The following is a 22,645-nucleotide window of genomic DNA, read 5'->3' as shown; positions in this document are numbered from 1 at the left end:
TGAATTTAAAAGAGGTGAGCACATGGCAAGAAGTATTATGGGACTAGAAATAGGAAGTAATAATATTAAAATAATCGAAGCCGTAAAAAAGGGAGCAACCTTGATGGTGCAAAAGTTTTCTCTTATTGAAACACCGTCAGATTGCATTAATAATGGTGTTATTAGTAATATTGAACCTTTGCGCAAGGTAATAGACCAAGAAATAAAAGCAAAAAAGTATAAAGCAAAACAAGTAGTGGCTATAGTACAAAGTAGTAATATTATCATTAGAAATGCAATAATGGATAAGCAACCAGAGAAAGTTATTAGACAACTTTTAGAAGTAAAAACGGAGGATTATTTGCCGGTTGAAAGAGGTCAATATCAAATTGACTTTAAAATCACAGGAGATGCTGAAGAAGAAGGCGAGATTAAAAACAAACTTTTATTAGTCGCTGCACCTAATACAGTTATTTTACCCATGGCTAGTCTAATCAAAAGTTTAAAGCTTACACCCATTTTAATCACCATTCCTTCTGAAGCTCTAGAAAATGTTTTTAACTCACAAACACGTATGATTTATGAAGCAACAAAAAATATTTTGGTACTAGATATAGGTGGAAAATCTACAACGGCTACAGTCATTGCTGATAGCAGTGCTATTTTAACAAGAATGATTGACTTTGGTGTAGAAAGTATCAATGAAATTATTCAAGAAGCTCATGTTAATGAAATGACTGGCACAGAGATGCAGGAAGAATATTTAGCTAGCATTATTAGACCACAAATAGAATATAATATTGTTTCAGAAGTAGAAAGAATTTTACAATTCTACTATTCAAGTTATGGTAGTGGCATGATTAAGAAGATTTATTTAATAGGTGGGGGAGCCAGTATTAAGGGAATAAGGGGATATATTAGAGATGCATTAAATATTCCAACGGAAAAGTTGAGTAAGTTTGATACAGTAATCGAAAATCCTAATATTCAATTTGAGGATTATGCAAGGTTTTTTGTGAATATACTGGGAGCCATTAATGGCTTATAAGGAGGGAAGATATGAGGACACAAGTAAAAGGAATCAACCTGCTACCTAAAGAATACATACAAGCAGAACAGATTAAGTTTATTCAGTTGATTGTTGCAGGTGTTATGGCTTTAGAGATACTTGCTTTTGTGGGGATTGCAATCATATCTCCAAAGATTGAAGCACAAAAGGTAATTGAAAGATTAGATGAAGTTTCTGCGGAACTGACAGATAGTAGGTTTAATGACGTTAATAAAAAGATTCAACAACTAGAAGATGCTAAGGTTGCCATAAAGGAATGGATAGATAAATATGGAAATATTAAAGAGGAGAATTTAATTAGTGCTCGCCTACTAGATAGCATCATTGCAAGAATACCGATCAATACAACTGTTAATCAAATCACCGTTGAACCAGCAGATAAAACAGTTAATGCGGCAGGAAAAGATGTAATTACATTAAAAGGTAACACTATGGATGCAGAGCAAGTAGTAAATTATGTTACGATTATAGAAAGTGTGTTTGGGTCAGGTACTACAACTTATAAAGCAACTTATGATGAAGAGCTAAAAGGTTTTGAGTACGAAATTAACATAACTCCAGTAGTAGAAGTTAAACCTGTTGAAACCGAAAACCCAGAGGGGACAACTGAGCAACCTGCAGATGAGACGGCAACACCATCAACTGAGCAACCTGCAGATGAGACGACAACACCATCAACTGAGCAACCTGAAAGGGGGGCTAACTAATGAAATCAAAGAGTAATATTGCTTTTATTGTGGTTATTGTAGCCCTGATCGTTTTACAAATAGGTTATATGCTAACCATATATAAGGATGAGCAACAAGTAATATCAGCTAATAAAGGCGAAATAAAACTGATGGAGAAGCGCATTCAGCAATTAGAAGAACGTGTTAAAATGCTACCAGAGACAGAAAAAGAATTAGCATTAGTGACAGCACAAAAAGTAGCTATGCTTAATACTATTCCCGATTTTGAAGCAGCCTCTAAAGAAGGTGCGGAATTAATTCGTTATATGAAGCGTAAAGATTTTGCTAATATTGGGTTTGAAGCAGTTACAGAAGAAGCAACTGCTTCTGCAAATGCAGATGCAGATGTTTTAAAACGTATATATGAGTTAACTTTTGTAGGTCGCTATAAGGATGTCATAGATTTTGTAGATAGTCTCAATAAGTCTTATCAGATTATTAATAGTAATAGTTTTGAAATGAATAATGAACTTCAATCAGAAAACAGTGAAATAACAGCTTATTATAAAGCACATTATGGAGAAGATTTTGATCAATTAGTTACTTCTAAGTTGAAAATTACAATATATACAAGACCTAGTGAACAACAAACAGATGAAATTTATCAACCTAACTTGGATAGCAGAAGGGTTGAAGGAAGTTCTTTTAGGCGTTTTGTAAAACAAGAGGAAGAGGTGAGTCCCTCGGTAAGCCAGAATGAGGAACAGCCAAATCAAGAGAGTCCTATCACTACTTATAGCCAGTATTTTAATATATATATAGGAGATATTTTATCTTCAGGAGATACTTATGGCATAGATGGACCTGGGGGTATAAATGGAAGTGGATATGTAGGACTTATTTCGCAAACAGATACGAGTATTAGCTTAGTAATAAGAGAAGATGGCTATGAAATTACAGCAGAAGATAAGGATGGTAATGTCAAACAGACATTTGTAGATACGCCAATTAATAATGCTTGTTTAAAAATAAATTCTACCATGAGAAATGTACTGGAGATTATGCCTAATGTCCATATTTATGTGTATAACTACACTAAGCAAATTATGGATGTAGAACTCACAGGTTCTTTACTAGGGAATATACATATTTTCAATGAATTTGATCAACAAGTAAGTAAAGGACAAACAAAAGGAAATATAAGGGTTAAATAAGTAGGGATGTGAAAATATGTTAAAGAAAGATAGAGCAAATGAACAGGGCTTTACCTTTATTGAAATATTAGTGTGTCTAGCAATTGTTGCTCTTATTGTAGGCCCTATTAGCTTTTCACTTTTAGCCTCTATTAAAACAAGGGTGTCAGCAGAATCACTTACTGAAGTAACACTAACAACAGAATGTTTGATGGAAGATATTAAGGCAAAAATAACAGCAGATATTTATAATAAGCAAGAAGTTGAAGGTAAGCGAAAAGTAGCTACTAATTTTAATCTTGAAACAGAGGGCTATAAAGGCTATCTTATACCGTATAACAATCGCTTAGCAGGAGATAGAGATCAATCTCATGTTTTAAGTGGTTTTTTGCCAACGGCCATTGATCTTCAAACTGCTTATAATACAAATCGATATGCTTATGAAGTGGCTTTGTGGAAGCTAGAAGATGTAACTTTAGTAAGTAATCAGTTACAATTAACGGCAGACCAACTTAAAAAAGCAGTAAAACTTCATACAGATAATGCATATAAGTTAGAAGCTAGCGATTATAGTGGCACAGCTTATCCTATTACCTTTGCAACGACTGCTGAGATGCTTAAGATTTTCAATGATAGCGAGTTAATTTATGTACCTAATAGAGGGACTACCGAACAAGAAATTTTGGATGTTAATAAAGTGAGTATAAAAGATGATGGCACTTTAGATACTTGGAATAATAGTACAAATCAAGTAAAAGTAGAAGTGAAAATCATAGATGTAGATGGTTCAAATAGGGGATATGTAATTACTTGTTCTCCAAATGGCACAATCGATTCTACGATATACCCAATTACTAAATCTAGAAGTATTATCGAAGTCAATCTAACTGATTTAATAGGAGACATTGGTACATTAAAAGCCAATGTAGCGGCAGGTACTGTAGCAACAGAAACAGATTACACCTTAAAGTTTATTAATAAAACAGGATATAATCAAACGATTAGAGTGAAAAATAATTTCCCAAGTACACTAACTGCACAAGAAATAGCTTATGCAAAGGCAAAGTATAATATTGTAGTAGAAGATATTGGAACTAGTGTGAAAAGTACCATCGTAAATATTGATAATAAAACCAACTATGATAATTATTTGATTGCCATTATTGCTAGAGAAAAAAGTCCTGCAATGGGTAATCCTGGTAAGATTGTTAAAAGAATGATAGATGTCTATAGCTATGATGCATTTGATCATTAAAGGAGGTGATAACATGGAACAAAAGGTTAACAAAGTGAAGAAAAATCAAAAAGGAAATGCCATGCTTATCACTACAATCATTTTACTTGTTTTGGCGGTAATTGTTGCTACTGTAGTGAATATATCAGGTATGCAGTATGATTTAGCTGTATTAAATCGTAATACAAGTAATACATACTATTTAGCTAAATCAGCATTAGAAAAGCATGTGGATACCATGAATAAGGCTATAGAAAGTCAGATGTCACAGATTGTTAAAGATGTGACCCAAGGTTATACATTAGATGGGACTACATATGATGGCGTCATTAAGAAACTAAAAGGTTCGACTACAAATCCAGCACCCGATATCGTTTATAGCGATAATAAACTGCAAGTCAAGAGTGATGTCCTTAAGTCACAAATTCAGAAAAGAATTTATGAGTATATTAAATCTAGCTTTTTGACTCAAGGACCAAGTGCGAAACCACCTATTGAGTATAAAATGCAAGGGGATAGAATAGCCAGTGGATATGATACAACAGTAACAATAGAAACATCGGATCAGGATGCAGCCAATAATTTGCTAACCAATAATAAGCTAAGAATCATAGCTACAGCTACAACCAGTAATGGTGCAACTTATGATACTCAAAAAGTAGAGGCAATAATAGAAGTAAAGCTGCCTACTACCCTTAAAAATCAAATTCATGAAAAATACGAATGGAAAACAGCAGATGATGGAAAACAATATGTGCCAGAAATATTAAATAGCTCTATTTTATGTTTTTCAGATGTGTTTGTAACAGGAGATGGCAATTTAACAGTTTCTAGTGGAGATGTTCGAGTAAGTGGTAAACAAAGTATTGCAGGCTTTACTAATAGTAAAGGGGTGACAGCATACCCGGAAGTAGATCAAAATGGCGGTGTATTAGCTGTAAATGGAGGCGAGATATACATCACTAATAATCTATATTGTACTAATAATGTGTTAGCTACGAATGGCTGGGGAGGCTCTTATGGTGCTAGTACGAATAAGACCTACATAGAGGTGGGCAAAGATATAATTGCGTACACCGTTGGCATTATAGATGATTACTATGAAACCAGTAGCAATCAATCACCATTTAATGGAGCTAATCAAGTAAAAGAAGCTAATATTAAAGTTAAGCGCAATGTCATGGTGGATAATGATGTGATGATTGATAGATGGGTAGATGGCTGTAAGATTACAGTTGATCAAAGCATTTTTGGCGTTAATGCAGGTACAGATCCTGCAACCAATATTGACCCTAATCAAAGCAGTGGTATTTTTGCACAAGGAAAAAATTGTATCATTGATGCAGATGAAATGTATGTAGTAGGTCAACCCTATATTACACTAGCAGCCGATAAAATTCCTATGAAGCTTTGGGAGAGTATAGGTGAACCCTTTAATGGTGTTGCATCCTGGGAAGGGTATGTAACAGGAGATGAAGCACAAACTGTATGGCTCAATCCTAGTGATGATACTACAAAAGGAACAGAGGATAGTGCTACTGGTCATACCGTGCAAATACCTAAAAATAGCACGTATCTTTTGTCTACATCCCCACTTCATCAATTAATTGCTAATGATAAGATTCAAACAAATTTTAGTAAGACCTATGCTATTGGAAGAGTATCTGGAAAAGATGATAATGGTGGAGTGACTGTTACTAATAAAACTGGTCAAATCAGTAAAAATGGCTTTAGTGACGAAAATCAAGCCAGAAGATTCATGTATATAGGGCTAGTTCCTAGTGATTATGATATAACAAATCCTGCACCAATACATTTCAAGGATTTTATGTCATCTGTTGATACAACTTATACTGATGAGGTACAAAAAATAATTAAAAGACCAGCTGATTACTTAGCTGGTGGTGAAAATGGCTATTTTAAAAATTTACAAGCTGTACCACTTGGAAATTACCAAGGCTTACGAGGTTATATGACTTTACAAAGAGCGATATTATATAAGAGTTTTTCTGGTAATAATCTTAATAAAAGTACATTCGCAGACACTGTAGATTTATCAAAGATTACAGCCACAAGTAATGCTTGGTCATATCAAACCCCTATATCAGTATTAACATTAACATCAACATTAACACCGGAGGAACGTACTATAGATGTATCAAAATTTTATGTTGATGTTGAAGAATCAGGTACGCCTGAACCATATGAAACTATTATTGTAAATAAGGGAGAAGGAAAACTGATTATAGATACAACCAACGCAGCAAAGAATAAGTTCACGGGAATCATAATTAGCAAAGGGGCTGTGGAAATAAAAGGTGGAATAACCATTGATGGGGCAATAATTATTGGTGGACCTGAGTCAGCGCCCAAAACAGAACCCAAACCAGCGGCTATAACAGATCCTTTAGAGGTGGCTAAGTATGATAGAAGTACTATTTTTACGGGTAAACATGCAGGATTAATAATCCAATCAGGACAAGTAACAATCACTCATAATCCTAATGTGCTCTTCTCACTTACAGTGAAAAATCATGAACTGTATCGTCAGATTTTAACAGCACTTAAGTTGGTGGACTATAGTGAAACAGTACTTCCTGATATAATGGGCACACAAACAGGCTTTACAAAGCCTATGTTAGCTTATACGAATGAATCTATTTTAGAGATAGATACGGAGGGAATACAAGTAGCAATACAATCACTTAAAAAGGCACAATAGTAGATAGGAAAGGGGAGTAAACAATGAAAAGATGGATGAGCATAAGCCTTGCCGTATTACTAATGTTGAGTGTAGGATGCGGTAATAAGGCAGAGAAAACTGTAGAAATACCTGAAGATATTGTTGCAAATGAAACTACAGATATAGATAAACAGGAAGAGGTTCATAAGTTTACAGAAACGGATTTTGAGGGCTTTTTTAAGGATTATTTTTCTTTTACTGAAGAAGAGCTGCTTATTTTAAATCAAAGTAGAGCAACTACAGATGAAGGATATTGGGATAACTTACAAAAGTTTTATCAACCTTTGTTAAAGCAAAAGCTAGGAAAATACCTAACAGATGGTGTGAAAAATAAACTGAATACACAGTATATCAAGTCAGAAGTAGATTTGCCAAAGTGGGTACTTATAAATGATTATATTGTAAGTGGCAAAGCCGAAGTAGAAAATATTCAAATCAAGTCAACAAGACCTTTAGGCGAACAAACAGTATATGAAGTTGCTGTTACCACAGTTAATAATTGTTACCCAGTAGATACTTTTGTGAAGGACTATAGTTGGGGAGAAAAAGAAGGGTATTTGATTAAAAAAGGCGAAGGTGTGGTTGCTACAAATACTACATTAGATGGTATTGACATAAAAGGGTTAGAAAATCAGCGTTATATCTTTAGTGAAAAGCCAGATGCTATAAAATTGGAGCAAGATTTTTGGATAACAGTAAATGACAGTGAGATTTTTAAAGTGGCTAGTGTTACTAATGCAACGAGCTGGGGAATGTCAACTGATGATAAAAATAAGCTAATAGATACACAGCATATCACTAGAGTAGCATTTGAAAGTGAACCTACCAAAAAGCAAGGAGAGATATTAACTCAATTAGCTACCATATTGATGCAACAACCTGAAAGTACCTATGATTATTATAAGGTTGCATACAATACCAATGCGGATGCATATATTAAGTTTTGGGATTACTTAGGATTAGAGCAAGTGTTTACAGTTGATAAAGAGAGCTATAAAGTTGCGTTCCATAGGGAAATTAGTCCTTATAAAGATGAAATAAGTTCTTTAAAACCCAATATGGGTGCCATTACCATTACACCGAGTGTATTTAGCACCAAAAATCAACCACGATTTGTTATAACTATTCCTACTGAGACTTTACTAAAAAATAATGAAGTAGTATATTATAATTATAAGTATTATGTTGGTATGGAAAATGATAAAATTGAAACATTACAATTTATGCAAATCCAAAAAAGTAATGATGTTGAATATATCTTAGGAATGTCAGATGCAGACATTGCAAAAGTAGCTGAAGAATTACAAGTTGATAAGGATGAATTAATAAAAGCAGCTCAAGATGCTGAAATGAATATTCATGATCTGGTAAAGGCAGCAAAAGAACAGGAGAAGAGTCCAATCCTGATCGCTAATGAAAGTGCAGCTGCTAAAAAAGCTTTAGAGGACAATAATGAAACAACTAGCAATACAACCAACTAGCATAAGTGAACTTGACAATAATATAGCAGTAGAGAGGCAATAGATGATAAAGAAATTATATCCAACGGTTTATGTGCCATCAATATATGATTTAAATTTAAAACAACTTAAAAGTGAAGGAGTTAAGGGTATTATCTTTGATATAGATAATACCCTAGTTCCATATGATGAAGCCGAACCTAATGAAGAAATTATAGCTTTATTTGATCAGATAAGAAAAGAAGGATTTAAAATTACTTTAGTATCTAATAATACTGAAGATCGAGTGGTAAAATTTAATGAAAAGCTTAAGGTATTTGCTCTTCATAAATCTCAAAAGCCCCTAACTAAAAACTTTAAAAAGGCCCTTACATTAATGAACTGTCAAAAGAAAGAAGCCATTATTGTAGGAGATCAAGTTTTTACTGATGTATATGGTGGTAATAAAGCTGGTATTAAAACGATTTTAGTGCAACCAGTAAGTGAGAAAGATGAATGGAAGACCAAGGTAAAGCGTGGACTAGAGAAAAAAATCATTAAAAGTTATCAAAAGCATTTGCAAAAAGTGAATAACTAAAGAAGCCTTTGTCAATCCTTTTAAAAATCTTTATTTTTAAGAGGGAGGGCAGTTTATGAAACAAAAAGGCTATGTTTTAGTGGAGTTAGTAGTGATAATAGCCGTCATAGGCATTACCATAGGAAGTATCATGGGTGGTGTAAAATGGTTTCAAAATATACAGTTTAAGTTAGCTGTGGGGGAAGTAGAGAATGCCCTTATTTATGTAAGGCAAGCCGCTGTAAAGACAGGACAACAATACAATCTTTACTGTTTTTCTAATCGTGTATTAGTAAGGCAAGGGGTAAACAAACCTATTTATACCATTCGTTTAAGCAAGGGAATAAAGATTCCTGATAATATTACAGGAAAACATTTAATTTTTAGAGGCTCTATGGCTTCATCTAAGACAGGAACTATTACTTTAATTAACAAAGATATTAAGCAACGAGCAGACATAACAGTTTATATCGCCACAGGAAAAGTAGCCGTTAAATATAAAAGTTTATGAGGATATATAGTGGGGTGAATAATGAACAAGTTCAAAGCTCAATCAGGTTTTACAATGGTAGAACTCATTATTGTAGTAGCGATCATGGGGATTATTGGTGCTATCTTAGTTCCGCAGTTTACTAAGACAACTGAAAAAGCTAGAATAACCACAGATATCAGTTCAGTCAAAGCAATTCAAAGACAAATCGACCGTTATCATGCGGAATTTGCTAAATGGCCAGGAAATACCCCACAAACTATTATGAGTGAATTAGTTTTGCACAATTATATCGATGCCAGTTATGTTTCAGGAGGAAATTTAGAGGTAGGTACGTCAGGGGCTCAAATGATTTTTGATGTGACTCAAAACCAAGTAAAGCTCAAAGTGAGTGTCAATCAATATCATTTATTTCTAGGCCAAACAGAACAGTTAGCATGGTTAACGCATTAAATGAGAGGAAAATAGCATATATTAGATGACAAGAGGTGGGAGATGACAAAAGCAATTTGTTTAATCGGATTTATGGGAAGCGGTAAAACAACAGTAGGAGGAGCCTTGGCAAAAGCACTTCACTACTCATGGATTGACTTAGATGCCTATATTGAGGAGGCTTGTGGGGAAATGATAGCCTCTATGTTTGCTAGTAAAGGTGAGGCTTATTTTAGAAATTTAGAAGAAACTTATTTAAAGAAGGCACTTGATGAAGAAGTAGGTATTATTTCCACCGGTGGTGGCATTATTGTGAATTCAGAAAATAGAACTGTTCTTAAAACGCAAAATACCTTTTATTTATACCATGAATATGATACTTTATATGAGCGTATTGCAGATGATAAAAGCAGGCCCTTAGTTTCTAGCTATGAAGAAGTTAAGGAACGTTATATGAAGAGGCAGGCTTTATACGAAGCAGCTGCTAAATATACTATAAGCTGCGAAGGCAAAAGTATTGAAGAAGTGGTAAGCACTATTTTAGAAATACTTAAAGACAAAGAAGGTTTGTGTGAATTTGGTAGCAAAAAGGATGCATGATTTTTTCATTAAAATCTAAAAATAAGTACATAAAAAGAAAAGGAAGATGACAGCATGAATAAGAGAATAGAACAATTACGTGAGTACATGAAGAAAGAAAAATTAGATGCCGTTCTTATAGGAAGTGAAGCAAATCGTAAGTATTTAAGTGGATTTACGGGTTCAAATGCGATGCTTTACATTTCTTTTAGCAAAATGGTGCTCGTAACAGACTTTAGATATCTAGAACAAGTAGCTAAAGAAGCACCTGATTTCACCTGCATTGATCAAGGACAAAAAGGTCTTTTAGCCACAACAGTAGCCATTGCAAAAGAAGAGGGTGTTAAGCGCATAGGCTTTGAAGCCCAACATGTGACATATAGTAGCTACTTAGAGCTTAGTCAGCACACTGCTTTTGAATGGATTCCTACTACTAAAAGTGTAGAGAACTTAAGGCAAATTAAAGATGAAGAAGAACTAGAGAAGCTTAGAAAAGCTGAAGCTATTGGAGACATGGCTTTTAAAGAAGTTATCCCTTTTATCGAAGCGCGTTGGAAAGAGGGACTTACAGAAAATGAAGTGACACTTCAACTAGAACAAAGCATGAGAAGACATGGTGCTTCTGGTTTATCTTTTGCTTCTATTGTAGCAGCGGGTGCTAAATCATCCCTGCCACACGCTCATCCTGGAGAAGAAAAGCTTCAAGTTGGTGACTTTGTAGTCATGGATTTTGGATGTATCTATGAAGGGTATTGTTCAGATATGACACGTACTATTGTCATAGGAGAAGCGAGCGAAAAACATCTTAAGATTTATGAAATAGTACTACGTGCGCAAAAAGCAGCACTTGAAGGGATTCGTGTAGGAATGAAAGGCTGCGAAGTGGATGCTATTGCTAGAAATATTATTAAAGAGGCTGGTTATGGCGATTACTTTGGACATGGGCTAGGACACTCTGTTGGTATTGAGATTCACGAGAATCCAAGATTTTCAGTGCTTGATCAAACAGAGATTAAGCCAGGAATGGTGATGACTGTGGAGCCAGGGATTTATCTTCCTGGTTTTGGAGGGGTACGTATTGAGGATATGATTGTGGTGACAGAAAGTGGCATAGAAAACTTCACCCATTCGCCAAAAGACCTTATTATCATTAAGTAAAACAAAAAAATCGTTGAAAATTTTAAAAATCTAGTTTACACTATATGAGAAAAGATAATTAGGAGGAAATGTAATGATTTCAGCAGGTGATTTTAGAAATGGTGTTACAATCGAATTCGAAGGTAACATTTATCAAATTATTGAATTCCAACATGTAAAACCAGGTAAAGGTGCGGCTTTCGTTCGTTGTAAAATAAAAAATATCAAAACTGGTGGGGTAGTAGAAAGAACTTTCCGTCCAAGTGAAAAGGTACCTAAAGCGCATATTGAACGTAAGGATATGCAATATCTTTATTCAGATGGTGAGTTATTCCACTTCATGGATGTTAACACATATGATCAAATCGCTGTTAACGCTTCAACAGTTGGTGATAGCTTAAAATTTGTTAAAGAAAACGAAATGGTAAAAGTAGCTTCTCACCAAGGATCAGTATTTGCTATTGAGCCTCCACTTTCAGTAGAGCTTCAAATCGTTGAATCAGAACCAGGTATTAAAGGTGATACAGCACAAGGTGCTACAAAACCTGCTATTCTTGAAACAGGTGCAAAAGTAATGGTACCATTATTCATCGAACAAGGTGAAGTTATTAGAATTGATACACGTACAGGTGAATATACAGGTAGAGCATAATCTCTAACCTTGCAAAATGCTTCTCTAGGCAAAGTCCTAAGAGGAGCATTTTTTTGTGCCATTTTTAGGTTCTAACTCGTCCTTCTTTTGAATATATTAAATTAATCCATATACAAAGGAGGAATCATATGAACGAGGAAAACTTATTAAAAGTTTTACCAAGAAGCATTAAATTACCCATGCAAAAACTAAGTAAAACCAGCTATGAGTCTTTACAAGAAATTAGATTAAGAGCAGGGGGTCCTATTCTACTTAAAATGAATGGGGAAGAATGGGGAATTAATGAGGAGGGACTATGTCATGTTAGAGAGAGTTTAGCCTTATTACCTCAGGATATAACAGATGTTTTACATTGCATGAGTGATTTTTCTCTTTATGCTTTGGAGGATGAAGTAAGGCAAGGGTTTATTACTTTAGAGGGAGGACATCGTGTTGGACTGGTAGGTAAAGCTGTACTGGAGCAGAGTCATATAAAAACCCTCAAATACATAAGTGGTATGAATATTCGTATTGCCCATGAAGTGATAGGGTGTAGCCAAAAAGTAATGCCTTATATTTTAAGTAGGGACAAGGTGTATCATACACTCATTATTTCCCCACCAGGTTGTGGAAAAACAACACTTCTTAGAGATATGATTCGTTATTTAAGTGAAGGTTTTTGTGGCTATGGACCTTATACGGTAGGGGTTGTAGATGAGAGATCAGAAATTGCAGCTTGTTATCAAGGCGTACCTCAAAATAGGATGGGAAGTAGAACAGATGTCTTAGATGGTTGTCCAAAGGTGGAAGGCATGCGAATGCTTCTTAGGTCAATGGCACCACAGGTAATAGCTGTAGATGAAATTGGTAAAGCTGATGATTGTACAGCATTAGAAGAGATTTTAAATGCAGGTGTGAGCCTGTTATGCACTGTGCATGGTAAAAATATAGAGGACTGCTTAAGGAGACCTGTTCTGAAAGAACTCTTAGAGAAGGGGCTATTTGAACGTCTCATTGTTTTATCACATAAACAAGGGCCTTGTACCATAGAGACTATTAGAGATGGCATAAGGGGTATTAGTCTACTGGGATAGGAGGAGTGTAATGAAACTATTAGCTATTGGTCTTGTATTAATAGGATGTATATTAGGCGGCATTTGGTTAGATGAGGATCAAAAAAAGCGTATAGAAGAGCTTGGAAAATTTATCTATTTGTTTGAACTTTTAAAAGCTGAAATTGACTACAGGCTTACTCCTTTAAAAGAGGCGTGCTTAATAGTAGGGAAGAGAACAAACAACAAAAGCATAGACGCGGTCATGATAAGCTTTGCAAAAAGTTTAGAAGATAAAGAGAGTGTAAGAGTAGAAGAAATGTGGGAAAACGCTATTAATGCCCAAAAGCAAGCATTTCACTTACAAGCTGAGGATTATAAATTACTGTATAGTTTTGGGGGAGCTTGTGGGTATTTAGACAAAAATATGGAGAAGCGAAATATTGAGATGGTTTTAGAACAATTACGACAAAGTACAAAAGAAGCTAAAGAAAAGTATCAAAAAACAAGCAAGCTCAATAGATCTTTAGGCGTTTTAGTAGGACTTGGTTTAAGTATCTTTTTATTATAGGAGGAAGCAAATGATAGATTTTACTATTATTTTTAAATTAGCAGGACTAGGCATTTGTATCACAGTGATTAATATTCTACTTGATAAAGCAGATGCAAAAGAGTGGAAATTTCCTATATCTGTAGTAGGTGTCATTATGGGTCTATTTATTGTGATGCAATACATTCAGCAATTTTTTCAAGTGGTACAAACCTTTGCGCGCTAAGGAGGAGTGATGATGGACATCCTTAAATTAGTTGCTTTTGGACTAACAGCTACGTTACTCATTGGATTAGTAAGTTATTATGATGGCTACAGTAAAATGTATGGTAATTTAATTCGCATAGCTGCGGTAACCATACTGATGATATTTATTGTGAGTCAGCTAGACAGTGTATTTATGGTGGTACGAGATTTAGCGAATAAAATGAATATGGATAATACCTATCTTAATATTGTACTTAAAGTAGTTGGCATTGCCTATTTAGCTGAATTTGGAGCACAGCTTTGTGAGGATGCAGGAGAAAAAGCTATCGGCAGTAAAGTTCAATTAGCAGGAAAAGTAATGATTTTTGTCATTGCTTCTCCCGTTATTCTAGCTCTAATAGAATTGATTACAGATTTGATTTAAAAGCGAGGGGGAGGAAAATGAGACCAAAGAAAATCTTGCTTAAAGTATGTATTGTACTGATCGCCTTTATCATCTTCGGCATTACTTTAAAGGCAGAAGAAATCAATGAAGAGGAAGTACTTCATTATGGTATTAACTTATTTGACTGGAATGCTATCGAACAATTAGAAAGTGAGCTGAAAGCAGAGGCACCTCAATTAAAACAATTTAGTTTAAAACAAGAAGTAACGAACTTGGTAAGTGGTAAGGCAGACTTATCCATAAACTATATTTTAAAACAAATGGGTAATCTGTTTTTGGGAGAGATTGCTTTATTTCTTCAACTAGGTGCAAGGTTTATTCTCATTGTGCTTTTGTGTAATCTTCTTCAGACCTTGAGTAGTTCTTTTCAATCTAAGGATACTATGAAAATAGGCTTTTTTGTATGCTATATGGCTATTTTACTCAGTGTTGTTCAAAGCTTTGTAGTGATGATTCAGCTAGCACAGCAGACAATAGATCAAGTGTTAAAGCTGATGTATATATGCATTCCGACATTACTTGCTTTTATGACGACTACAGGTTATGCGGTTTCAGCAGCAGCTATGGCACCCGTTATTATTACTGCTTTAAGTTTAACGACTTATGTGATTCGTGTTATTGTACTACCTTGTATTATTTGGGTAATAGTCTTAGAAATAGTGAGCAGCATGAGTGAAGAATTTAAAGTAGATCAGTTTATTAAACTTTTTTATAAAGGTATCAAGTGGACTTTAAGAGGACTACTCGTTTTAAGTGTAAGTATTTTAAGTATTTATCGTATGACGCTGCCGTATGCAGATGTTACGGTGAAAAAAGCTGCATTGAAGTTTTCTACAGCTTTTATTCCAGTAGTAGGAAATGCCGTAGGGGGCGCAGCAGATTTTTTAATGAGTTGCTCAGGACTTATCAAAAATACATTTTCTGCAGGTGTTATTATATGGCTGCTTCTCTTAGTAAGTGTTCCACTTATTAAGATCTTCTCATATGTTGTTGTTTATCAGATAGCAGGTGCACTTATTGAACCTATTGGAGATAAGAAGATGGCCAGTATTGCACATAAATTAGGCAAAGGCTGTGAGTTTATTATGAGTGCTGTAGGAATTGTAGCTCTTTTGTGTGTATGTAGTTTAGCAATCTGTATGAGCGTAGGGTTAAATGTAACGTAGGAGGAAAACAATGAGAGGCTATTTACAAATGCTTATTTGGATGATGCTTTTTGTCATTATTATAGAAATGATTTTTCCAGACTCAGCGTATCGTAAATATATTAAATTGATACTAGGCTGTATTTTAATTTATACCATGTTGCAGCCGATTATAGGTTTAGTAAAAGGAGGACATAACAGTTATGATGACTATGTTAAATATTACGAGGCACGACTAAGTGGAGGAGAAACTGCTTTATTAGAATATAACAATCAACTTGAAAGTCAGCAACAAGTGCTTAAGCGTTATTACGAGGAAGGCATTAGAAGTACAGTAGAAAAAGAGTTTGATGTGAAAGTTCAGGCTATTAGCTTAAGTTATGAAGGTAATGAATTAGAGGAGATTACTTTAACAGTGGGGAAAAATAGAAGTGGAAAGATACATATTGGAACGATTCATATTGGAAACAAAAGCGATACCTTAGATGGTGATGAAGAAAATTTAAAAAATAAAATAAAAACTTGTCTCAGCGACTTCTATAATGTACAAGTCTGTAATATACATATTACAGTACAAAAGAATTAAAGGAGGGAAAGCATGTCAGAGAAATTTGCAAAGTGGGCAAAAGAAGGTAAAAACAGCAAGTATATGTGGCTCATCATAGGGCTCGTTTTACTGGTACTAGGGATTACCTTTTGGCCTATGGGAAGCTCCAAGGGAAGTCAAACGCAAACAGTAGTCAGGCAAACAACAATTAAGGAAAGTCAAAGCTATGAAGATGCATTAGAAAAAAAGCTTGCAAGCATATTATCAAAGATGGAGGGGGTTGGTGAAGTTAATGTGATGGTTACCATTGTTTCTAATGAAGAAAAAGTCTTAGCCGAGGATACAACTACTAATGTGCAGCGCACGGAGGAAAAAGATCAGGCAGGAGGCACAAGGGTAAGTGACACTAATAACACCTCTCGTCAAGTTGTGCTTCAAAATAACAATACGCCTTATATCGTTAAACAAAATGCACCTGTTATAAAAGGCGTACTTATATTAGCGCAAGGAGCAGGTGATAGTGGGGTAAAAGAAAGTGTTACAAATGCTGTTGCCTCACTCTTAGATGTTCCAGTACATAAAATCTCAGTTGAAAAAAGAAAATAGGAGGATTCATATGTTTAATTTAAAAAGAAATCAAGTTATTATTACTGTCCTAGTTTTTATGATTGCAATTGCAGCTTATCTTAATACGCAGCAGGCACCTAATGTGAAAGATGGCAATTATGTAGCTGATAGTAGTATTACAGGAGATAACACAGCAGAGGAAACAGATTTATTCTCTGGTTATGATGAAACCGCAAGTACTAATAGTCAAGTAGTAGCAACTAATGATCAAACAGTTGAGAATAAACAACCAGTAGCTCATACAGAAGAAATTGCTGTTCCAAGTGAAGAAGCACAACTGACAACAGCTGATGCCAATACAAGTGACAGCTTCACAGCTACTATCACTAAAAAAGCAGAAGAATTAACAGATACAGCCAATGTAGCAGCTAGCAAGAATTTAGATGTCAATTATTTTGCGGAAGAAAAACTTTTAAGAGAACAAAGCCGTGCTGCCCAAATTGAACAGTTGAGTCAATATGTAGCTAATGAAAATCTTGACCAAGATAGTAAATCAAAAGCAGCGGCTAATCTCTTACAAATTCAAGAGAGAATTGAAAAGGAAAGTAGTGCAGAAGCACTTCTTCGTGCTAAAGGATTCCAAGAAGTATATGTAAGAATTGATGATGATACTGTGGATGTAGTGGTTAATAAAGCAGAACTTTCTGATACAGATATTGCACAAATTGAAGAAATTGTTAACCGCAAAACAGGTTATAGTGTAGGTAAAATCAATATTACACCACTGAATGGGATTGCTAAAAAATAATGCATCATTACTTTATCTAGTTGACAAATTTGAAAAATAGCATACTATAAAAAGGCACTTGTTAATAAGAAACAAGTGCCTTTTCCTATATTTTCCTATTTGTTACTGAAGAAATAAAATAAAATTGCAAGCTATGGCATTTTTGTATATAATAAGACCATAAGATAGATGATAACCTATAGGAGGTATTTAAATATGGACGAGCAAAAAATTATTGGGTTAGAAACCACTCATGATATGGATCAAGTTCAAATTGCTGATGATGTTATTGCAGTAATCGCAGAAATCGCAACTTTAGAGGTAGATGGTGTTGAAGCTACGGCTCCTACTAAAGCAGAGTTTGTACAACAAGCTATTAGTAGTAAGAAAAAACCCAAAGGTGTTAAAATAGAAGTAGGCGAAGAAGAAGTTTTCATTGATATTGCGGTGATTGTAAAATATGGCGCAAAAATTCAAAAACTATGTTTAGAAGTACAACAAAAAGTTAAAAATTCAGTAGAAACAATGACTGGATTAAATGTAGCTTCTGTTAATGTTCATGTTGTAGGCGTACAATTTGACAAAGGACAAGAAGCATAAAACATGTAACGTTAGCTGACTTCCACTCGGAGGTTAGCTTTATTCATAAGGAGGACAAAATGACTAGACGTAATGCAAGAGAGCTCATTATGCAAATGCTATATGAGGGAACTTTTCATCCAGAAGAGGAGAGAGAGCGTATTTTATACGACCAGTTAAATGCGATGGACAGCAAAGAAAAAAGTGCTAATAAAGCCATTGTAAAGTTTATTGAGGACACCTATTTTGGTGTTTATGAACACGTTAAAGAAATAGATGCGCTTATTGCGGGAGCAGCTAAAAATTGGTCAATGGCTCGAATTGCTAAAGTTGACCTTAGTATTTTGCGTTTAGCTATTTTTGAGCTGCAATATACAGATGTACCTGTTAAGGTAGCTGTTAATGAAGCAGTAGAGATTGCAAAGATTTATAGTACGGATAAGTCACCTAAATTTATTAATGGTGTTCTAGGAAGTGTAACTCAGGCAAATGAGGCGTAAATAATGAAGAGAAAAATTGTATCGGTGTGGGAAGTGAATCAATATGTAAGTAGGCTTATTGAGGAAGACTACATGTTAAATGATATTTGGATACAAGGTGAAATCTCTAATTGCAAATACCATCAGTCTGGCCATGTGTATTTTACAATTAAGGATCCTAAAGCAAGCATTAATGCTGTTATGTTTGAGCGGGATGTAAGACGTTTAACCTTTAGACTAGAAGAAGGTATGAAAATCTATGCCAGGGTACGCATTACCATCTATGAAAAAACGGGAGCTTATCAAGCTTATGTGCAGGATGTGGAAAAGCAAGGAAAGGGACTACTGTATGAGCGTTTTGAGCGCCTAAAAGCACAGCTGATGCAAGAAGGCCTTTTTGATGACACCTATAAAAAGTCTATCCCTACGTTTCCTAAGCATGTAGGTGTCATTACTTCTTTAACAGGTGCAGCGGTAAAAGATATTATGCAAGTTGCAAAAAGAAGAAATCCCAGCATTCCATTAACCATTTATCCTACCCATGTACAAGGTGAATTAGCTGTTCCTGAAATTGTGGCAGCTATTAGGTTAGCAAATGAGGAAAAAAGAGTAGATGTTATTATACTTGGCCGTGGTGGTGGTTCCATAGAAGACTTATGGGCATTTAATGAAGAAGCTGTGGCAAGAGCTATTTTTGAGTCAAAAATCCCTATTGTTTCGGCTGTAGGTCATGAGATAGATTTTACTATTTCAGATTTTGTAAGTGACAAAAGAGCTGCCACACCTTCTGCTGCGGCAGAAATGGTGGTTCCTTCTAAAAGTGAACTTCTAGAATTGCTTGGCAGCTACGAGCGTTCATTAAAAAAGCGAATGGAGGAACGAACAAAAGCAGCAAGAAATCAATTAACCTACTTATTAAGCCGTCCAGTTTACGCAAAAAAAGACACCTTTTATAAAGTAAGGATGCAAGAAGTAGAAGATTATTGTAATCAATTACGTGGCGCCTATAAGGATCATCTGACAAAAAGTGAAAGGCGTTATGAATTAGCCATTCATAAACTTGATCAATTATCACCTCTTAATACCCTAAAAAGAGGTTATAGTTTAGCTATGAAGGATAATCAGCTGGTTAAATCGGTAGCAGACATTAGTGAGGGTGATGAATTAAGTATTACAGTGACAGATGGCACATTTATGGCAAAAGTGTGTGAAAAGGAGAACTCAAATGGCAAGAAAAGCAGAAAAAAACTTTGAAAAAGCAATCTCTGAGTTAGAAGAAAGTGTTAAGCGTTTAGAAAATGGCGAGATTACTTTGGAAGAAAGTATTGCAGAATATAAAAAAGGTATGGATTTAGCTGCTTATTGTATGGATGTCCTCAAAAAAGCGGAGCAAGAAATATATGTGTATGAAGAAGCACATTATAAAAAGCTTGAAGAGGGGGAAGACTAATGGCAAAGACTTTTTCTGATTATGCAAAACAAGTAAGTGAAAAGCTTGAACATGTTTTTCCGACCATAGCTGGTCCTTTTGAAAACCTATATAAAGCTATGAACTATAGTTTATTAGCAGGAGGAAAACGCATTAGACCAGTCTTAATGCAATTAGCATATGAAGCTGTCGGTGGCAAAGCAGAAATAGATGCTTATCTTTGTGGGATAGAAATGATTCATACGTATTCACTCATTCATGATGATTTACCTGCAATGGATGATGATGACTATCGCAGGGGCAAGCTTACGAACCATAAAGTATTTGGAGAAGCTACAGCTATTTTAGCTGGGGATGCGCTTTTAAATGACGCATTTTGCTTGATGCTAGAAGATGCACTAAAAAGTGATAGTATGGAAAAGGTACGTGCTATTCATGTGCTGAGTATGGCTAGTGGTTCAGCAGGAATGATAGGTGGACAAATCCTAGATATGGAAAGTGAGAATAAAGCTATTGATCAAGACACTTTAGATCTTATTCATTTAAATAAGACAGGTGCACTGATTTCGGCTGCCACAAAAATGGGGGCTATTTTAGGAGGAGGTTCACCTAGAGAAGTGAGTTTGTTAGAGGCGTATGGTAAATACATAGGTAAAGTTTTTCAAATTGTAGATGATATCTTAGATCAAACTTCTACAATAGAGGAACTTGGTAAACCTATTAATAGTGATGAAAAAAATCACAAAAATACGTACTTGAATTTTTATACCATAGAAAAGTGTTATGAGATTGCAGAAGAGTTAACCACAAAAGCAATTGGACTTCTAGATCAAATAGATGGAGATACCCAATTACTAAAGGATTTAGCACAGCAACTTATAATGAGAAGAAATTGAGGGTGGATACATGAATCCTATTGAACAGCTTTTGCAGAACAAAATTTTGTGGGTGGCTATTGTAAGTTGGTTTATTGCACAGCTATTTAAGGTTATTATTACTTTATTACAAGAACATCGTTTAGACTGGAGTAAGCTTTGGGCTTCAGGCGGAATGCCTAGTTCTCATAGTGCTTTTGTGATGAGTTTGGCCATAAGTGCAGGACAAGTATGGGGATATGATAGCACGTACTTCGCTATTGCAGCTGTGGTTAGCTTTGTGGTTATGTATGATGCAGCAAACGTACGTTTAGAAGCCGGCAAACAAGCAGCTGTTATTAATCAAATTATCGAAGTACTTGAAAATCCAGATTTAAATCCAGAAGAACGTTTAAAAGAAATATTAGGACATACGCCGCTTCAAGTAGTAGCAGGTGGCGTATTAGGTTTTGTTATAGCCATTTTATCGTTTATGTAAAATATGCTTTGGAAATGAAATGGAAATAAGATTGAAAAATAAAGTATACGTTGTTATAATGAGTGAAAGCGACTGATGACGCGCTTTTCAAAAAATGAGATGCGGTATTCTAGTCAATCTGTTGTGTTTTGAAGACGGGCCTAAAAATCCGTTTAAGGGCATATCGATGAAGTTCCTGGTGTTGGCTTGTAACGCCCCGTTGTGGGCTGATACTGGGGGTTAAGGTTTGTGGGCGATCCATAAGGGCATATGGGCGTTGACCCGCTTACCGTGGAGACCTATGCTTGTGCTTATCCCTATGGGGATAATGTATGACTTAGGATGAAACCTGCCATGCGGTGTTAGCTGTGGGCAGAGTAGCCTTCCTTGAGTGAAGGAAGGGGGACATCCATTTACTAGGGGGTTCTTTGGCCGAAGAACTTTCCTAGATTGTGGATAGAAACCTGATTCGCAAAAGAGGATAGGAACATTATAGATTGTTTGAGGAAAACTCCTAGACCGTTTGTAAAAGGTAGTGTTTGGATTACAGTGTGGTTTTTAAGGCGATCTGGCGCTAAGCCCTAGGCTTAGAAGTCTTTTTAAAGGGAAATCGCTCATTTGGCGACAAAAGAGTAGAGACTTGGGAAAACCTGCTAGACTATATGCCACAAAATTTACAAACACTATCATCTCAATTTTTGAGAAGTGGGTGATGAGTCGACCATGAAGGAGCAGTTTTAATGCCTAAGAAGATTAAATTTAAAATGGTAAAAGTACGTCAGCAAAGCAAAAAGACTTTAGCACTTATCATTGGTATGACATTTACTATTGCGATGTTGTTTAGTTATATATTTGAGGTTTTATTAGCAGACGTACCTCTTTTAATAGCATTTTTGATGCTCATAGGGATTATTATTATTGGCATTTTTTTTGATGGAATTGGTAATGCTGTAGTAGCAGTAGATGAAACGACCTTTCATTCTATGGCAGCTTCTAAAGTAAAAGGAGCCAAAGAAAGTATTACTTTAATTCGTAATGCACCTATGGTAGCCAATCTATTCAATGATGTCATTGGTGATATAGCTGGTATTATTTCCGGCAGTACAGCAACAGCTATTGTACTAGCAATTGAAAAAGGTTTTGGCATTAAATCCATTTTGTTATCTATTGCCATGAGTGGCTTTGTAGCAGCACTTACTGTTGGGGGAAAAGCATTAGGTAAAGGATTTGCTATTGCAAGAGCTAGATATATTGTGTATTATACTGGCGTTGTAATGTACTATACAAAACAGTTATTTAAAAGAACAAAGAAGTAAATGGCAATCTGCTTGGATTGTCTTTTTTATTAAATAAAC

The 22,645-nt window shown here is 35.2% G+C and carries 27 protein-coding genes; all 27 read left to right on the top strand.

Annotated features, from left to right (window positions below; genetic code table 11):
- The first annotated feature begins 22 nt into the window (after positions 1-22).
- The 27 genes from pilM to QTL86_RS08620 all read left to right on the top strand — a co-directional run bounded on the left by pilM (position 23) and on the right by QTL86_RS08620 (position 22,606).
- The gene (pilM, locus tag QTL86_RS08750; RefSeq protein WP_127066347.1) at positions 23-1,027 is read left to right on the top strand and encodes a type IV pilus assembly protein PilM; all 1,005 of its coding nucleotides are present in this window, start codon (positions 23-25) and stop codon (positions 1,025-1,027) included.
- A gap of 11 nt (positions 1,028-1,038) precedes the next feature.
- On the top strand, positions 1,039-1,755 hold the full coding sequence (locus tag QTL86_RS08745) for a hypothetical protein (protein WP_127066348.1): 717 nt from the start codon (positions 1,039-1,041) through the stop codon (positions 1,753-1,755).
- Entirely contained in the window at positions 1,755-2,930 is a 1,176-nt protein-coding gene (locus QTL86_RS08740) for a hypothetical protein (RefSeq protein WP_127066349.1), read from the top strand. The genes QTL86_RS08745 and QTL86_RS08740 overlap by 1 nt, the downstream gene beginning before the upstream one ends.
- 16 nt (positions 2,931-2,946) lie before the next feature.
- Positions 2,947-4,164 (top strand): prepilin-type N-terminal cleavage/methylation domain-containing protein, encoded by a 1,218-nt coding sequence (locus QTL86_RS08735; RefSeq protein ID WP_127066350.1) that lies wholly within the window; start codon positions 2,947-2,949, stop codon positions 4,162-4,164.
- 13 nt (positions 4,165-4,177) lie between these two features.
- Positions 4,178-6,865, top strand: coding sequence for a hypothetical protein (locus QTL86_RS08730; protein WP_127066351.1), 2,688 nt, complete (start codon positions 4,178-4,180; stop codon positions 6,863-6,865).
- A gap of 23 nt (positions 6,866-6,888) precedes the next feature.
- A complete protein-coding gene (locus tag QTL86_RS08725) occupies positions 6,889-8,367 on the top strand; it encodes a hypothetical protein (RefSeq protein WP_127066352.1) in 1,479 nt (492 codons plus the stop codon).
- A 43-nt stretch (positions 8,368-8,410) separates the two neighbouring features.
- Entirely contained in the window at positions 8,411-8,923 is a 513-nt protein-coding gene (locus QTL86_RS08720; protein ID WP_127066353.1) for a YqeG family HAD IIIA-type phosphatase, read from the top strand.
- A gap of 55 nt (positions 8,924-8,978) precedes the next feature.
- Positions 8,979-9,413: a Tfp pilus assembly protein FimT/FimU gene (locus QTL86_RS08715; protein WP_127066354.1), complete on the top strand. Its 435-nt coding sequence runs from the start codon at positions 8,979-8,981 to the stop codon at positions 9,411-9,413.
- 21 nt (positions 9,414-9,434) lie between these two features.
- Positions 9,435-9,845 carry a type IV pilin protein gene (locus tag QTL86_RS08710; RefSeq protein WP_127066355.1) on the top strand — a complete coding sequence of 137 codons (411 nt, stop codon included), beginning with the start codon at positions 9,435-9,437 and terminating at the stop codon, positions 9,843-9,845.
- A 42-nt stretch (positions 9,846-9,887) separates the two neighbouring features.
- Entirely contained in the window at positions 9,888-10,424 is a 537-nt protein-coding gene (locus tag QTL86_RS08705) for a shikimate kinase (protein WP_127066356.1), read from the top strand.
- A gap of 54 nt (positions 10,425-10,478) precedes the next feature.
- Entirely contained in the window at positions 10,479-11,561 is a 1,083-nt protein-coding gene (locus tag QTL86_RS08700) for a M24 family metallopeptidase (protein WP_410496981.1), read from the top strand.
- A gap of 73 nt (positions 11,562-11,634) precedes the next feature.
- Positions 11,635-12,192 carry an elongation factor P gene (efp, locus tag QTL86_RS08695; RefSeq protein ID WP_013656755.1) on the top strand — a complete coding sequence of 186 codons (558 nt, stop codon included), beginning with the start codon at positions 11,635-11,637 and terminating at the stop codon, positions 12,190-12,192.
- A 128-nt stretch (positions 12,193-12,320) separates the two neighbouring features.
- Complete coding sequence (spoIIIAA, locus tag QTL86_RS08690) at positions 12,321-13,265, top strand: stage III sporulation protein AA (protein ID WP_127066358.1); 945 nt, start codon at positions 12,321-12,323, stop codon at positions 13,263-13,265.
- A gap of 10 nt (positions 13,266-13,275) precedes the next feature.
- Positions 13,276-13,794 carry a stage III sporulation protein AB gene (locus QTL86_RS08685; RefSeq protein WP_127066359.1) on the top strand — a complete coding sequence of 173 codons (519 nt, stop codon included), beginning with the start codon at positions 13,276-13,278 and terminating at the stop codon, positions 13,792-13,794.
- A 10-nt stretch (positions 13,795-13,804) separates the two neighbouring features.
- Positions 13,805-13,999, top strand: a complete 195-nt coding sequence (locus tag QTL86_RS08680; RefSeq protein ID WP_013656758.1) for a stage III sporulation AC/AD family protein — start codon at positions 13,805-13,807, stop codon at positions 13,997-13,999.
- Positions 14,000-14,011: 12 nt separating this feature from the next.
- Positions 14,012-14,404 carry a stage III sporulation protein AD gene (spoIIIAD, locus tag QTL86_RS08675; RefSeq protein ID WP_013656759.1) on the top strand — a complete coding sequence of 131 codons (393 nt, stop codon included), beginning with the start codon at positions 14,012-14,014 and terminating at the stop codon, positions 14,402-14,404.
- A 17-nt stretch (positions 14,405-14,421) separates the two neighbouring features.
- Positions 14,422-15,591, top strand: a complete 1,170-nt coding sequence (locus tag QTL86_RS08670) for a stage III sporulation protein AE (protein ID WP_013656760.1) — start codon at positions 14,422-14,424, stop codon at positions 15,589-15,591.
- A gap of 10 nt (positions 15,592-15,601) precedes the next feature.
- A complete protein-coding gene (locus QTL86_RS08665; protein WP_127066361.1) occupies positions 15,602-16,156 on the top strand; it encodes a stage III sporulation protein AF in 555 nt (184 codons plus the stop codon).
- A 12-nt stretch (positions 16,157-16,168) separates the two neighbouring features.
- Positions 16,169-16,723, top strand: coding sequence for a hypothetical protein (locus QTL86_RS08660; RefSeq protein WP_127066362.1), 555 nt, complete (start codon positions 16,169-16,171; stop codon positions 16,721-16,723).
- Positions 16,724-16,733: 10 nt separating this feature from the next.
- Positions 16,734-17,492 (top strand): SpoIIIAH-like family protein, encoded by a 759-nt coding sequence (locus QTL86_RS08655; protein ID WP_190283304.1) that lies wholly within the window; start codon positions 16,734-16,736, stop codon positions 17,490-17,492.
- Positions 17,493-17,687: 195 nt separating this feature from the next.
- Positions 17,688-18,071, top strand: coding sequence for an Asp23/Gls24 family envelope stress response protein (locus QTL86_RS08650; RefSeq protein WP_013656764.1), 384 nt, complete (start codon positions 17,688-17,690; stop codon positions 18,069-18,071).
- Positions 18,072-18,130: 59 nt separating this feature from the next.
- On the top strand, positions 18,131-18,550 hold the full coding sequence (nusB, locus tag QTL86_RS08645; RefSeq protein WP_013656765.1) for a transcription antitermination factor NusB: 420 nt from the start codon (positions 18,131-18,133) through the stop codon (positions 18,548-18,550).
- A gap of 3 nt (positions 18,551-18,553) precedes the next feature.
- Entirely contained in the window at positions 18,554-19,783 is a 1,230-nt protein-coding gene (gene xseA, locus QTL86_RS08640; protein WP_013656766.1) for an exodeoxyribonuclease VII large subunit, read from the top strand.
- Positions 19,755-19,979: an exodeoxyribonuclease VII small subunit gene (gene xseB / locus QTL86_RS08635; RefSeq protein ID WP_013656767.1), complete on the top strand. Its 225-nt coding sequence runs from the start codon at positions 19,755-19,757 to the stop codon at positions 19,977-19,979. The genes xseA and xseB overlap by 29 nt, the downstream gene beginning before the upstream one ends.
- Positions 19,979-20,854 (top strand): polyprenyl synthetase family protein, encoded by an 876-nt coding sequence (locus QTL86_RS08630; protein ID WP_013656768.1) that lies wholly within the window; start codon positions 19,979-19,981, stop codon positions 20,852-20,854. The genes xseB and QTL86_RS08630 overlap by 1 nt, the downstream gene beginning before the upstream one ends.
- 10 nt (positions 20,855-20,864) lie before the next feature.
- Positions 20,865-21,311: a divergent PAP2 family protein gene (locus QTL86_RS08625; RefSeq protein ID WP_013656769.1), complete on the top strand. Its 447-nt coding sequence runs from the start codon at positions 20,865-20,867 to the stop codon at positions 21,309-21,311.
- Between the two features lie 719 nt (positions 21,312-22,030).
- Entirely contained in the window at positions 22,031-22,606 is a 576-nt protein-coding gene (locus tag QTL86_RS08620; protein WP_013656770.1) for a hypothetical protein, read from the top strand.
- The last annotated feature ends 39 nt before the right edge of the window (positions 22,607-22,645 follow it).

Origin of the sequence: Cellulosilyticum sp. ST5, from assembly GCF_046529625.1 — a bacterium.
In the GTDB taxonomy this organism is placed as follows: domain Bacteria; phylum Bacillota; class Clostridia; order Lachnospirales; family Cellulosilyticaceae; genus Cellulosilyticum; species Cellulosilyticum lentocellum.
Note: the sequence above shows the minus strand (reverse complement) of the source record. Positions and strands in the feature narration are given on the sequence as shown.

What these genes read in the sequence shown, in the direction of transcription:
- QTL86_RS08625 (WP_013656769.1), top strand. Translation starts at nt 20,865, where the DNA reads ATGAATCCTATTGAACAGCTTTTGCAGAACAAAATTTTGTGGGTGGCT.
- QTL86_RS08705 (WP_127066356.1), top strand. Translation starts at nt 9,888, where the DNA reads ATGACAAAAGCAATTTGTTTAATCGGATTTATGGGAAGCGGTAAAACA.
- QTL86_RS08650 (WP_013656764.1), top strand. Translation starts at nt 17,688, where the DNA reads ATGGACGAGCAAAAAATTATTGGGTTAGAAACCACTCATGATATGGAT.
- QTL86_RS08680 (WP_013656758.1), top strand. Translation starts at nt 13,805, where the DNA reads ATGATAGATTTTACTATTATTTTTAAATTAGCAGGACTAGGCATTTGT.
- QTL86_RS08620 (WP_013656770.1), top strand. Translation starts at nt 22,031, where the DNA reads ATGCCTAAGAAGATTAAATTTAAAATGGTAAAAGTACGTCAGCAAAGC.
- QTL86_RS08665 (WP_127066361.1), top strand. Translation starts at nt 15,602, where the DNA reads ATGAGAGGCTATTTACAAATGCTTATTTGGATGATGCTTTTTGTCATT.
- QTL86_RS08730 (WP_127066351.1), top strand. Translation starts at nt 4,178, where the DNA reads ATGGAACAAAAGGTTAACAAAGTGAAGAAAAATCAAAAAGGAAATGCC.
- QTL86_RS08685 (WP_127066359.1), top strand. Translation starts at nt 13,276, where the DNA reads ATGAAACTATTAGCTATTGGTCTTGTATTAATAGGATGTATATTAGGC.
- QTL86_RS08720 (WP_127066353.1), top strand. Translation starts at nt 8,411, where the DNA reads ATGATAAAGAAATTATATCCAACGGTTTATGTGCCATCAATATATGAT.
- spoIIIAA (WP_127066358.1), top strand. Translation starts at nt 12,321, where the DNA reads ATGAACGAGGAAAACTTATTAAAAGTTTTACCAAGAAGCATTAAATTA.
- nusB (WP_013656765.1), top strand. Translation starts at nt 18,131, where the DNA reads ATGACTAGACGTAATGCAAGAGAGCTCATTATGCAAATGCTATATGAG.
- QTL86_RS08700 (WP_410496981.1), top strand. Translation starts at nt 10,479, where the DNA reads ATGAATAAGAGAATAGAACAATTACGTGAGTACATGAAGAAAGAAAAA.
- QTL86_RS08655 (WP_190283304.1), top strand. Translation starts at nt 16,734, where the DNA reads ATGTTTAATTTAAAAAGAAATCAAGTTATTATTACTGTCCTAGTTTTT.
- QTL86_RS08710 (WP_127066355.1), top strand. Translation starts at nt 9,435, where the DNA reads ATGAACAAGTTCAAAGCTCAATCAGGTTTTACAATGGTAGAACTCATT.
- QTL86_RS08630 (WP_013656768.1), top strand. Translation starts at nt 19,979, where the DNA reads ATGGCAAAGACTTTTTCTGATTATGCAAAACAAGTAAGTGAAAAGCTT.
- QTL86_RS08670 (WP_013656760.1), top strand. Translation starts at nt 14,422, where the DNA reads ATGAGACCAAAGAAAATCTTGCTTAAAGTATGTATTGTACTGATCGCC.
- xseB (WP_013656767.1), top strand. Translation starts at nt 19,755, where the DNA reads ATGGCAAGAAAAGCAGAAAAAAACTTTGAAAAAGCAATCTCTGAGTTA.
- QTL86_RS08660 (WP_127066362.1), top strand. Translation starts at nt 16,169, where the DNA reads ATGTCAGAGAAATTTGCAAAGTGGGCAAAAGAAGGTAAAAACAGCAAG.
- efp (WP_013656755.1), top strand. Translation starts at nt 11,635, where the DNA reads ATGATTTCAGCAGGTGATTTTAGAAATGGTGTTACAATCGAATTCGAA.
- QTL86_RS08745 (WP_127066348.1), top strand. Translation starts at nt 1,039, where the DNA reads ATGAGGACACAAGTAAAAGGAATCAACCTGCTACCTAAAGAATACATA.
- QTL86_RS08715 (WP_127066354.1), top strand. Translation starts at nt 8,979, where the DNA reads ATGAAACAAAAAGGCTATGTTTTAGTGGAGTTAGTAGTGATAATAGCC.
- QTL86_RS08740 (WP_127066349.1), top strand. Translation starts at nt 1,755, where the DNA reads ATGAAATCAAAGAGTAATATTGCTTTTATTGTGGTTATTGTAGCCCTG.
- QTL86_RS08735 (WP_127066350.1), top strand. Translation starts at nt 2,947, where the DNA reads ATGTTAAAGAAAGATAGAGCAAATGAACAGGGCTTTACCTTTATTGAA.
- QTL86_RS08725 (WP_127066352.1), top strand. Translation starts at nt 6,889, where the DNA reads ATGAAAAGATGGATGAGCATAAGCCTTGCCGTATTACTAATGTTGAGT.
- xseA (WP_013656766.1), top strand. Translation starts at nt 18,554, where the DNA reads ATGAAGAGAAAAATTGTATCGGTGTGGGAAGTGAATCAATATGTAAGT.
- pilM (WP_127066347.1), top strand. Translation starts at nt 23, where the DNA reads ATGGCAAGAAGTATTATGGGACTAGAAATAGGAAGTAATAATATTAAA.
- spoIIIAD (WP_013656759.1), top strand. Translation starts at nt 14,012, where the DNA reads ATGGACATCCTTAAATTAGTTGCTTTTGGACTAACAGCTACGTTACTC.